The sequence below is a fragment of the Pseudoalteromonas sp. LC2018020214 genome (assembly GCF_016598755.1).
In the GTDB taxonomy this organism is placed as follows: domain Bacteria; phylum Pseudomonadota; class Gammaproteobacteria; order Enterobacterales; family Alteromonadaceae; genus Pseudoalteromonas; species Pseudoalteromonas distincta.
The window spans coordinates 568,748-580,134 of record NZ_CP066805.1 but is presented as its reverse complement, the minus strand read 5'-3'; the positions used below and the strand labels follow the sequence as shown (position 1 = coordinate 580,134).

Sequence of the window (11,387 nt, the reverse complement as noted above, 5' to 3'; positions counted from 1 at the left end):
CATTAAGTACAAATAGGCCCTAATAATGAATAATAAATACCGCCTTACTATGCAGGGAATGACAAAGCAGTATCCCGGATGTATAGCCAATAATGACGTAACCTTAAAAATTAAGCATGGTGAAGTGCATGCCTTATTAGGTGAAAACGGTGCAGGTAAAAGCACATTAATGAAAATGCTTTATGGTGTGGTTAAACCTGACCAAGGGGACATGTTTTTCAACGGCCGTATAATGAATATAAAAGAGCCTGCTGATGCGCGTGATTTAGGCATTGGAATGGTGTTTCAGCACTTTTCGTTATTTGAAACACTTACGGTCGCCCAAAATATTGAACTAGCGTTAGGTGATTTAGCAGGGCATAGCAGCACGCTTGCGGGTCGAATTACGAAAACATCAACACGTTATGGTATGCCATTAGACCCCCATAGACTGGTATCAACACTTTCAACTGGCGAGCGCCAACGAGTAGAAATTGTTAGATGCTTATTATTAGATATTCAGTTACTTATTTTAGACGAACCCACTTCAGTACTAACTCCACAAGAAGTCGATGCATTATTTAAAACCCTAAAGTCACTTAAAAAAGAAGGCTGCTCTGTGCTGTTTATTAGCCATAAACTGCACGAAGTGATTGAGCTATGTGACAGTGCTACCATTTTGAGAGGCGGGAAAGTAAGCGGGCATTGTATTCCTAAAAACGAAACTAGTGAGTCAATTGCTAGGCTGATGGTAGGCGACAATACGCCAATTAGTAACCAAACTCGCAGAGCTTTGGGTACTGCGGATTTTTTAACCGTTAATAATCTAACCACCGCCGCACAAGCGTTATTTGAAACACCCCTTAAAAACATTAACTTTGCAGTACAGCAAGGCGAAATAGTGGGGATTGCGGGTGTTGCTGGCAACGGACAAGAAGAGTTATTAAAAGTGCTTTCGGGGGAGCAAATTCAAGCTAGTAGTAGCGCCATTAAATTTAAAAATACCGTAGTTGATGCACTGTGCCCGCTAAAAAGGCGCCGCCTTGGGCTTGCATGTGTGCCAGAGGATAGGCTTGGGCGAGGAGCTGTGCCCACTATGGATTTAGCACAAAATGCACTGCTTACTAGTTTTGATAATGGGCTGGTTAAAAATGGCTTTTTAGTAAAACAAAAAATTACTGAGCTTGCTAATAAAATCATTACAAAATACAAGGTTAAAACACCAAGTTTTCGCACTCATGCAGCTAGCCTTTCAGGTGGTAATTTACAAAAATTTATTATTGGTCGCGAGGTAGAGCAAAGCCCAAAACTACTCGTTATGTCGCACCCTACTTGGGGTGTAGATATAGGCGCACAAGTGGCGATACATGAAGCTATTTTAAAGCTTCGCGACGAAGGGTGTGCGGTACTCGTTATTTCAGAAGATTTAGACGAACTTTATAAAATTTGCGACCGTATTGGCGCAATTTGTGATGGCAAACTGTCTCCTATTTTAAATACCGATACCGTACCGCTTGTGCAGTTAGGGCAGTGGATGGCTGGCGACTTTAGCGATGTTTTTAATAACCAGCCTAAAGTACACACACCACAAGGGGCACTCGCATGATTAAGTTAGAACCACGTGTTGAACGCTCACCGGCTTGGAGTTATCTCTCTCCTGTTTTAGCTATTTTACTAACATTAATAACCGGTTACGTGGTGTTTGCCTTATTAGGGCATGATCCTCTAAATGCCCTGTATACATTGCTTATAGCACCTGTTGCCGATTGGTATGGTGTAACTGAGCTACTTGTAATGACCATTCCTATTTTGCTATGCGCCTATGGCTTAGCGCTTTGTTATAGAGCATCGGTTTGGAATATAGGCGCAGAAGGGCAACTGCTTATTGGTGGTGTATGTGCAAGTGCTGTAGCCGTTAACTTTGTTGGCTCAACAAGTGCTTTTGCAATGCCACTTACATTATTCGCTGGTATTGCTGGTGGCATGTTGTGGGCGGGGCTTGCTGCTTTTATGAAGCTGCGTTTAAACACCAATGAAATTTTAGTCACCATAATGCTCAACTACATAGCAGTAAATGTATTGCTATGGGCTGTTCATGGGCCACTCAAAGATCCTCACGGTTATAACTTTCCTGAAAGTGCATTGTTTGGCGAAAGCACGCTATTGCCTGTTTTATTCGACGGTACTCGATTGCACTTAGGCCTGGCGTTTGCGTTATTAGCGCTATGCGCCACATGGGTTTTTATTAGTAAAACCTTTATAGGCTTTCAAATACAAGTACTTGGGCTTGATGCATCCGCGGCCAAAATGGCGGGTTACAAGCGAGCATTATTAATTGCCGGAGTGCTAGTTATTAGCGGGGGCTTGGCGGGGCTTGCTGGAGCGGGCGAAGTAGCTGGACCTATTGGGCAGCTAGTTCCGCAAATATCACCCGGTTATGGCTATGCCGCCATTATTGTTGCTTTTTTAGGGCGACTCCACCCAGTAGGAATTACGTTTGCGGGCTTATTAATGGGGCTTATTTATATGGGAGGTGAACTTGCGCAAATTAACATGGGATTACCTAACGCTATAACCGGTATTTTTCAGGGGTTAATGCTGTTTTATTTACTCTCGTGCGATGTGCTTATTACTTATCGCCTTAGATTTTCGCTGCCATTTAAACAACAAAAAGCGCAGCCAATACATATTGCACAGGAGTCTTAAATCATGGAATTAGATGTAATTACTAATATTTTATACGCCACTATTCGTACAGGCACCCCCTTATTGCTGGTGGCGCTGGGTGAAATGGTATGCGAAAAAAGCGGCACCTTAAATTTAGGGCAAGAAGGCATGATGCTTTTAGGTGCGGTGGCAGGGTTTATAACCATGTACCAATGCGACAACCTATTTATTGGTTTTACGGTAGCAGCTGTGGTCGGGGTTATGGCCTCACTTATTTTTGCTTTTGTAGCACTTAATTTAAATGCTAGCCAAGTAGCGGCAGGTTTAGCGCTGACTATTTTTGGTACAGGCCTTTCGGCATTTTTAGGGGCCGACTATGAGGGAAAAACCATTAACGCGTTACCTACTTTAGCAATTGCAGGGTTTGAGCATATTCCGGTTTTAGGCAAAGCGCTATTTTCGCAAGACGCCATTGTGTATTTAAGTTGGGGTTTAGTGCTTGGTGCGTATTTGTTTTTTAAATACCACAGAGCAGGGCTTGCAGTACGAGCTATTGGCGAAAACCCAAGTGTGGGTAATAACTTAGGATTACCTGTAATGCGTACACGTTATTTAGCCGTAATGTTTGGCGGCGCACTGGCTGGCATTGCGGGCGCATATTTGTCGTTGGCTTATACACCACTTTGGACTCAAAACATGACGGCAGGGCGAGGTTGGATAGCCCTTGCTTTAGTGGTGTTTGCAAGCTGGCGTATTGAGCGCGTAATGCTTGGCGCTTATTTATTTGGCTTTGCCAGCATTATGCACTTAGTGGCACAGGCTTTTGGGTGGGCTGTGGAGTCTAACTTATTAGCCATGTTGCCTTATGGTGCAACGCTTATAGTACTGATTATGCTCAGTAAAAATAAACAAAAATTAAAAATGTACGAACCCATGTGGCTAGGTAAACCTTGGCACAAGGGTCATTAAATTAATTACAAAATCAATAAGGCAAATCACCTGCTTCAACAGGATATTAAAAATATAACACGGAGAATAACAATGAAAAAACTTATAACAGCACTCGGGGTTGCATTGAGCTTAGGCATAAGCGCATCTGCTATTGCAAAAGATAGCGTAAAAGTTGGCTTTGTATATGTAAGCCCCATAGGTGAGGCCGGTTGGACTTATACACATGACTCTAGCCGCCGCTACCTTGAAGAAAAGTTTGGCGACAAAATAGAAACTACTTTTGTCGAAAGCGTACCAGAAGGAGCGGATGCAGAGCGTGTTATTACGCAACTAGCTAAAAGCGGGCACGATTTAATATTTACCACGTCGTTTGGCTACATGAACCCAACACTTAAAGTGGCTAAACGATTTCCTAATGTAAAGTTTGAGCATGCCACAGGCTATAAACGCGCAAAAAACGTAAGCACTTACTTTGATCGCATTTACGAAGGACGCTACCTAACAGGTGTTATTGCAGGGCACATGAGTAAAACCGACAGTATTGGTTATATTGCTGCGTTTCCTATTCCGGAGGTAATACGCGGTATAAATGCATTTACGCTTGGTTTGCGCTCAGTAAAGCCTAATGCAAAAGTAAAAGTAGTGTGGGTTAATAGCTGGTTTGATCCAGGTAAAGAGCGCGAAGCTGCCGATAGCCTAATAGATCAAGGCGTTGATATTATTACCCAACATACTGATTCGCCTGCACCACTGCAAGCAGCGCAAGCCGCTGGTATTTACGCTATTGGCTACCACTCAGATATGAGCGGATACGGTAGAAAAGCACATTTAACGGCAGCGGTTCATCACTGGGATGAATTTTATGCAGAGCGCGTACAGCAAGTACTTGACGATAAATGGCAATCACAAGATATATGGAAAGGGATAGGCTCAGGGATGACTCGCTTGGCGCCGCTAAGTAAAGACATTCCAAGTGATGTAGTGAGTGAAGTAAATGCTATTTCAGAGAAAATTGGTAAAGGTGAATTTCATCCATTTACTGGCCCTATAAAAAATCAGCAAGGTGAGCTGATTATTGATGCGGGTAAAACAATAGACGACAAAACGTTGTTGGGTATGGATTTTTATGTTGAGGGCGTTGAAGGGCAGCTTAAATAAGCCGTTAATGCAATAACAATGAGTTAATCACTTAGACAAATACAGTGGCTAACTCGCAAAACGTAGAGGTTTATATGTCAATAAATACAAGCTCGTCTGACGATATTATATATGCAGTTGATGACAAACCAGGCTTAACTGAATCATTTTTTGCCGCACTACAGCACGTACTCGCAAGCTTTGTAGGTATTATTACACCCACGCTTATTATTGGTGGTGTGCTTGGTTTAGCTGCTGAAATACCTTATTTAATTAGTATGGCATTATTTGTATCTGGTGTGGGCACGGTTATACAAGCGCGGCGTGTTGGCCCTGTGGGTTCAGGATTAATATGTGTGCAAGGTACAAGCTTTGCCTTTTTAGGGACTATTTTAGCAACAGGCTTTACCGTTAAAGCCACCGGAGGCAATAACGACGAGGTCCTTGCCACTATATTTGCAGTGTGCTTTTTGGCCGCTTTTGTTGAAGTATTTATTAGTTTTTTTATTAGTAAATTAGGCAAAATAATTAAGCCAGTAGTTACTGGTGTGGTCATCACTACTATTGGTATTTACCTAATTAAAGTAGGCATGACTGATATAGGTGGCGGGCAATGGCTACTTACTAATATGCCTGAAAAATTTGCTTCAACGAGCAACTTAATTGTTGGTTTTTCGGTTGTTGCTTTAGTGGTGCTGCTTAATGCAAGTAAAAACCAATGGGTGAGGCTAACGGCTGTGGTAGTTGCAATGATACTTGGCTGGTTACTTGCGTTTGTATTAGGTATCGCTAATTTTAAATTAGGTGAATTTGACCTAATTGCTATCCCACTGCCTTTTAAATACGGCTTTAATGTTGATTTTGGTGCACTCATAGCCTTTGGTTTTTTATACCTTATTACTGCAATTGAATCGACAGGCGATATTACTGCCAATTGTGCGGTTTCTAAGTTACCTGTTAGAGGGCCTAGCTACTTAGCACGTATTCGCGGCGGTATTTTAGGTGATGGCGTTAACTCGATGATTGCCGCTTTATTTAATACTTTTCCTAATACTACTTTTAGTCAAAACAACGGCGTTATTCAGCTAACTGGAGTTGCCAGCAGATATATTGGCCTGTGGATAGGCAGTATTTTAATCATTCTTGGTTTGTTTCCTGTGATTGGCGCTATATTACAAAATATACCTAAACCTGTTTTGGGCGGTGCAACGCTTGTAATGTTTGGCACCGTAGCAGCCGCTGGGGTCAAAATACTCGCCAGCGAAAAAATAAATCGCAGAAGTTTACTTATTATTGCGGTGAGTTTGGGGCTCGGGCTAGGTGTTAGTTTTGTACCGGAGTTGTTTGCAAACGCACCTAAGTTAGTTACTGCCATATTTGGTAGCGCAGTGACGGTGTCGGGTATCACCGCAATAATAATGACGTTGGTACTACCAGAAAATTACTCAGCAAGTACGGATCATCTTAACTAAACTAATAAAAATTATAAAAGGGATTAACAATGAAAATCAAAACAATAAAAAAATTAGCATTAGTAACTGCAATTGCAATGTGCTCAACAGGTGTATCGGCTAAAGAGCTTTGGTCTGATTTTAGTATTACCGCAATGACAGGAGCCGACTACCTAGAGCCGTTTTCAGGTACTGAAGATGATAGAAGTGTTGTTACTATAGAGCATGCATCGGGACATACATGGGGCAGTACGTTCTTCTTTATGGATAGACTAAGTAATCCCGATGAAGTGTACGGTGAGCTAAACATAAACCCTACTCTTTACAAGCCACAAAATAGCTTTGTTAAAGAGGTGTTTTTAGGCCTACAAACAGAGTATGGCTCGGGAGATACGGATCAAAATAACTATTTATTAGGGGGCGGTGTATCACTTGATGTACCTGGCTTTCAATATTTTAATGTGGCTTATTATCGTCGCTTTCAAGATGATATAGGTATTCAACGTGAAGATAATAACCAAATAACAGTTACGTGGGGCTATAACAAAGGTAACTTTAGATACGATGGCTTTTTAGATATTGTAGATAGCACCGACACAATGTTTGGTAAAAGTGAAGGTGGCTTTAACTTTACCTCGCAGATTAAATACAATATTGCCCCTATGCTCGGCTTAGATACAGGCCGCCTTGATGTGGGTATTGAGTATGTTTATTGGAAAAATAAATTTGGTGTAGATGGTCAAACCGAACATAATCCAAACTTGCTAGTTAAATGGCATTTTTAACAGCAAATTGAATGGTATTTAATTAATAATTAAAGGCTACTTTTTAGTAGCTTTTTTATTTGATAATCTTAAATAATTGAATAGCTTAAATTAATTGTGTTAGATTGCTTTTTAATAACACTATATGGATTTTTTGCATGGATTCTGAAATTGATTTTTCTACCTACACTTTAGATGAGCTTTACTCATCAGCGAGAGCTATAGATCGCGAAGCCTACCCAGATCGAGCAAAAGAAATAGACGACTTAATTGAAACGCGAGAAGCACAGAACCCATCTGAAAATATTGTATCAAAAGTAGCAGGAGAAAAAGCAACGCGCTCAGATAGGCTAGTGGCTGCTATTGTTGATGGCGTTTTAGGTGTTGTTTGTTTTATACCTGTATTCATACTCGTAGGGTTTGATAATTTAAGCCAACCAACACTTACTTTATCTGCAGGTTTGCTAGGTTATGGCATATTAAGCACGTTAGTGCTTCATGGTTACCTTATGTACCAACGCGGACAAACAATTGGTAAATCTTTAATGTCTATCCGTATTGAAAATTTAGATGGTACACAAGCAAGCTTTACTACAATTTACTTTAAACGCATGCTTTGTATGCAACTATTATCACTTGTCCCTTCGGTAGGTCAGTTTATAGCTGGTTTTGTTAATCCATTATTTATATTTGGAAAAGATAAACGATGTTTACATGATCATTTAGCGGGAACAAAAGTGAGTTATGTAGATTAATCAGGATATTAATTAGGGCAACTTTGCCTAGGCAAAAAAACTACCCGGATTTAAAATAGTCTATAGTTTGGCTTTATCAGCATTATTTATTGTCATTTTGCTATTTTACATGGAAGTAATTAACGAAAAACCTTTATTGCATCAGTTTTTATATTTGTTTGGATTATCTTCTTTAGGAGTGGTTATTGAATGGCTATCTACAAATAATAAGCAATCACAAGCTATTGATATTGCCAATGGTGAATTTAAATTACTTGGTATAAATATAAAGGTATCTGAGCTAGAAGAAGTACTTTACTGTCAAACGAAGCGGTTTGAGCATACCTTAAGGTTTAAATTTAGAGACGCGACTTACCGAGACATAGAAATATCAGCCCCTGACTTGATTGATGATTTGCGTTGTTATCACTTTATGGTTGGTAACGGTTTACCAGTAAAAATGACAGACGATACAGGGCGTTTTTTTGAGCGAACTTAACGTTACAGCAAGGAGCGAGTGATGATTAAAACAGCTTTTATGCTAGCAAGTGCGGTCTTTAGTGGATATTCACATGCAGACTCATTTGAAGGATGCTATTCAAGAACAGACAAAATAACTAGCGCGACCCCTATGCTCAACGACGATGGGAGCGAAAGTGATGAGCGTTTTAAATTAAAAACGAGCTATATAAATATATTTAAAAAAGACGATAAATATTTTACAGAAGGTCTTATCTGGGGCTTTAACTTTCATATTTGCACGATAACAGCACCGTTAGAAGGGACGACAGAACCATTACCTTTAGTACTAAAGGGTAAAAAACTGGTGTTTGAAGAGCAAGAGCCCGAATACGATATTAACTGTAAGTTTGAGCTAGAATTTGATGAGAATGGTTTGAATATTATGGATGAAAACTATCATTGCTCTAACTACATGTTTTACTGTGGAGTACACGCAAGTGTTAATAATATTCAATTAGTTAAAACGTCTAAAGGGTGCAATTAACAAAGCCATTTTTAATATTTTTTGGATTAGCTAGTTTGTATTTTAACTTGTCGGTACCGCTAAGAAGGACTTACCATGCGCAGTTTTTTATTATTTATAGGCTACTCATCTTATATTGGTAGTATGGGTGATGGTCTGCTTGGTTTATATGCCTTATGGGTTCTAATAAGTAATGAATTAGCGCTACTAAGCTTATCGCTTAATGACTTTTTAGCGCAGTATGTTGAGTTTATATTTTGGGTGAAGCGGGTCGCATTTTATGTAATGCCACAAGGCTTTGCCAAGTGGTTATTTGGCATACCAGCTGTTATTTACTTTCCTGTACGTATATTAATGAGCTTAGTAATTGGTTGGTGGGCGCTTAAAAAGGCAGCTCAGTTAAAAAGCTGAAGGGTAATTAATAATTAAAGGCTACTTTTTAGTAGCTTTTTTATTTGATAATCTTAAATAATTGAATAGCTTAAATTAATTGTGTTAGATTGCTTTTTAATAACACTATATGGATTTTTTTCATTGACTCTGAAATAGATTTTTCTACCTACACTTTAGATGAGCTTTACTCATTAATATTTTATTGCGGATTTAATAATGTATCAAACGCTGTTTGATTAGCAAAAGTTACAAAATGGCGTATTTCGCTAAATTGGTAGTATAATTAAAAAACCTTACCGATTTTTTTGACTAGTAACCAAGGATGATTATGAAAAACAACACACAGCTAATTTTAGCACTAGCGGCCTCTTTAATTTGTTACTCAACATATATTGTATTGATAGATAAACCTTTTAGTTTGCAAGCGCTTAACCTGTTTTTATTTCCCGTTATTTTATATTTTGTGTTTATTCGTTCGCGCAATGTTGAGCAAAGCCCGTTAAAGGCTGTACGCGTTGAGGGGCAAATATTATACGTTTATAAGCAAGTGTTTAATATTAACGATATTAACAAAGTTGTCATCGACAAAACTAAGAGGCACGGTGTATTTGCACTACCGTATAATCAAGTTGATGGTAAAACAACTGAGTTTATTTTCAATAAAGATGCGTTTGAATCTTTAAAATCCTACCTTTTACAAAACATTCCAAATGTAAAAATTATTGAATAAAGTAAAGAAGTGACAATGAATTTAAAGAGCATATATTATTCATTGTGTTTCTTACTGCGGCGAAAATCAATGAGGTGATAAATGAGAATATTTAGGAAAACAAACGAGTTTGATAAACTGTCGAGGTGTTACGCATGTATTAAATGTGGTACTTGGGTGAGCATAAAAGCCCAAAACTGTATGCAGTGCCAGCATAGTTTTACCAATAATGATAAAAGCTCAATGCAAACACTCTATAATCAAAATAAAGAACAAAACTGGCAACATGCAATATTGCCTATTATTTTTGTAATATTGGTAATAGCTTTATTGTTCATTTAATTTTTGCTTAAAATTTAAAAGTGCTCGGCTGCAACTCTGTAACAAAATCCCTCTGTACTTTAACGTGTAAAAACTACCCATAATTAAAATAATTACTCTTGTTAATCCTTCACTAAATATCACATAGCTAACGTTTTTTAATAAATGAAATAAGCTTATAAATTTCAGTCACTTAAATTGTGGGTTTATTTATATTTACTCAGTTTTTTGGCACGTAAGTTGATACAACTCCTAATAAACTTTAAAAAGGAATTACCATGACTGCTGAATACTTTATGGTACTAGGGTTACTCGGTGTTGCATTTTTTGCTGTTGCAGGGGCATTGCTTGGGTATGAAAAAAACATTAGTGGCTTTGGCGTCGTAGTGGTTGCAACCGTTACAGCATTAGGGGGCGGTACCCTCAGAGATATACTTTTAAACAAACCGGTATTTTGGATTGCAACCCCAGAGTATTTATATTCAACCTATGGGGCCGTTATAGCAACAATTGCATTTATTCGATACTTACCGCGCGTTAATAATTACTACTTTTTATTGGTAGACGCTGTTGGTATGGCGCTATTTAATATTATGGGGATAGAAAAAGCACTCATTAATGGCTCTGGCATGGTGGTCGCAATTACCATGGGTATCACTACAGGTATATTTGGTGGTTTAATACGTGACGTAATTTGCCGTGAAGTACCAACTGTTATGCGTAGCGAACCTTACGCCTCTGCGTGTTTAGCGGGTGGTGCAGTTTATGCCGCTTTATTTAGCCTTAATGTAGATTACATTTGGTGTATTTTAGGCTCATTTTTCACGACTATCTTTTTAAGATTAGGCTCTTTGCATTGGGGTTGGCATTTAACTATTTTCAGAAAAAAAGACTTCAGAGAGCAAAGCGACTAATTTTAGCTACGAATAGCCCGCGTTTGCATGTGGTATTCGTAATTATCCTCACCTGTTATAGTAAAACCCAGCCGCTTGTAAAGTCCTAATGCTGGGTTGTTTTTAAGCACTGTGAGTTTAATCGGTCTTGACTGCGCATTTGTAATTACTTGTTCAATAACCGCTTTCCCATACCCTTTATTTTGGTGCAATGGATGTATTTGTAATTGCATTATTTCAACGTGTTGAGCGTGCGTTTGGTATTTTAAAGTACCAATTGGTACCTCATTTATAACTATAAGATGGGAGCAGTCATATTGATCATCAAGCCTTAAAACATGCTGTTGATCTGTTATACCAATCCGCAATAATACTTAATCATTTTGCGGGGCTAAACGTGACG

At 38.9% G+C, this 11,387-nt stretch carries 13 protein-coding genes; 12 read left to right on the top strand and 1 reads right to left on the bottom strand.

The annotated features are described in order from the left end of the window. The first annotated feature begins 25 nt into the window (after positions 1–25). The 12 genes from JG479_RS18990 to JG479_RS18935 all read left to right on the top strand — a co-directional run bounded on the left by JG479_RS18990 (position 26) and on the right by JG479_RS18935 (position 11,005). Entirely contained in the window at positions 26–1,585 is a 1,560-nt protein-coding gene (locus JG479_RS18990; RefSeq protein ID WP_200220427.1) for an ABC transporter ATP-binding protein, read from the top strand. Next, positions 1,582–2,685 (top strand): ABC transporter permease, encoded by a 1,104-nt coding sequence (locus JG479_RS18985; RefSeq protein ID WP_200220426.1) that lies wholly within the window; start codon positions 1,582–1,584, stop codon positions 2,683–2,685. The genes JG479_RS18990 and JG479_RS18985 overlap by 4 nt, the downstream gene beginning before the upstream one ends. Positions 2,686–2,688: 3 nt before the next feature. Next, positions 2,689–3,615 (top strand): ABC transporter permease, encoded by a 927-nt coding sequence (locus JG479_RS18980; protein WP_200220425.1) that lies wholly within the window; start codon positions 2,689–2,691, stop codon positions 3,613–3,615. Between the two features lie 72 nt (positions 3,616–3,687). Next, complete coding sequence (locus JG479_RS18975; RefSeq protein WP_200220424.1) at positions 3,688–4,755, top strand: BMP family ABC transporter substrate-binding protein; 1,068 nt, start codon at positions 3,688–3,690, stop codon at positions 4,753–4,755. 74 nt (positions 4,756–4,829) lie between these two features. Further along, positions 4,830–6,206 (top strand): uracil-xanthine permease family protein, encoded by a 1,377-nt coding sequence (locus tag JG479_RS18970; protein ID WP_200220423.1) that lies wholly within the window; start codon positions 4,830–4,832, stop codon positions 6,204–6,206. A 29-nt stretch (positions 6,207–6,235) separates the two neighbouring features. Then, positions 6,236–6,970, top strand: coding sequence for a DUF5020 family protein (locus tag JG479_RS18965; RefSeq protein ID WP_182675000.1), 735 nt, complete (start codon positions 6,236–6,238; stop codon positions 6,968–6,970). 137 nt (positions 6,971–7,107) lie between these two features. Then, positions 7,108–7,704: an RDD family protein gene (locus JG479_RS18960; RefSeq protein WP_182753797.1), complete on the top strand. Its 597-nt coding sequence runs from the start codon at positions 7,108–7,110 to the stop codon at positions 7,702–7,704. A 109-nt stretch (positions 7,705–7,813) separates the two neighbouring features. Next, entirely contained in the window at positions 7,814–8,182 is a 369-nt protein-coding gene (locus JG479_RS18955) for a hypothetical protein (protein WP_200220422.1), read from the top strand. A 21-nt stretch (positions 8,183–8,203) separates the two neighbouring features. Next, a complete protein-coding gene (locus JG479_RS18950) occupies positions 8,204–8,689 on the top strand; it encodes a hypothetical protein (protein WP_234047906.1) in 486 nt (161 codons plus the stop codon). Between the two features lie 75 nt (positions 8,690–8,764). Continuing rightward, positions 8,765–9,079, top strand: coding sequence for a hypothetical protein (locus JG479_RS18945; RefSeq protein WP_149603509.1), 315 nt, complete (start codon positions 8,765–8,767; stop codon positions 9,077–9,079). A gap of 310 nt (positions 9,080–9,389) precedes the next feature. After that, complete coding sequence (locus JG479_RS18940) at positions 9,390–9,791, top strand: hypothetical protein (protein WP_024595034.1); 402 nt, start codon at positions 9,390–9,392, stop codon at positions 9,789–9,791. Between the two features lie 578 nt (positions 9,792–10,369). Then, positions 10,370–11,005, top strand: a complete 636-nt coding sequence (locus JG479_RS18935) for a trimeric intracellular cation channel family protein (RefSeq protein WP_149603511.1) — start codon at positions 10,370–10,372, stop codon at positions 11,003–11,005. Positions 11,006–11,007: 2 nt separating this feature from the next. Here the strand turns inward: JG479_RS18935 and JG479_RS18930 are convergent, their stop codons facing one another. Continuing rightward, positions 11,008–11,352, bottom strand: a complete 345-nt coding sequence (locus JG479_RS18930) for a GNAT family N-acetyltransferase (protein WP_149603512.1) — start codon at positions 11,350–11,352, stop codon at positions 11,008–11,010. Positions 11,353–11,387 lie beyond the last annotated feature (35 nt).

Excerpts from the sequence above, each read along its gene's own strand:
- JG479_RS18990 (WP_200220427.1), top strand. The coding sequence starts at position 26 with ATGAATAATAAATACCGCCTTACTATGCAGGGAATGACAAAGCAGTAT.
- JG479_RS18985 (WP_200220426.1), top strand. The coding sequence starts at position 1,582 with ATGATTAAGTTAGAACCACGTGTTGAACGCTCACCGGCTTGGAGTTAT.
- JG479_RS18980 (WP_200220425.1), top strand. The coding sequence starts at position 2,689 with ATGGAATTAGATGTAATTACTAATATTTTATACGCCACTATTCGTACA.
- JG479_RS18975 (WP_200220424.1), top strand. The coding sequence starts at position 3,688 with ATGAAAAAACTTATAACAGCACTCGGGGTTGCATTGAGCTTAGGCATA.
- JG479_RS18970 (WP_200220423.1), top strand. The coding sequence starts at position 4,830 with ATGTCAATAAATACAAGCTCGTCTGACGATATTATATATGCAGTTGAT.
- JG479_RS18965 (WP_182675000.1), top strand. The coding sequence starts at position 6,236 with ATGAAAATCAAAACAATAAAAAAATTAGCATTAGTAACTGCAATTGCA.
- JG479_RS18960 (WP_182753797.1), top strand. The coding sequence starts at position 7,108 with ATGGATTCTGAAATTGATTTTTCTACCTACACTTTAGATGAGCTTTAC.
- JG479_RS18955 (WP_200220422.1), top strand. The coding sequence starts at position 7,814 with ATGGAAGTAATTAACGAAAAACCTTTATTGCATCAGTTTTTATATTTG.
- JG479_RS18950 (WP_234047906.1), top strand. The coding sequence starts at position 8,204 with ATGATTAAAACAGCTTTTATGCTAGCAAGTGCGGTCTTTAGTGGATAT.
- JG479_RS18945 (WP_149603509.1), top strand. The coding sequence starts at position 8,765 with ATGCGCAGTTTTTTATTATTTATAGGCTACTCATCTTATATTGGTAGT.
- JG479_RS18940 (WP_024595034.1), top strand. The coding sequence starts at position 9,390 with ATGAAAAACAACACACAGCTAATTTTAGCACTAGCGGCCTCTTTAATT.
- JG479_RS18935 (WP_149603511.1), top strand. The coding sequence starts at position 10,370 with ATGACTGCTGAATACTTTATGGTACTAGGGTTACTCGGTGTTGCATTT.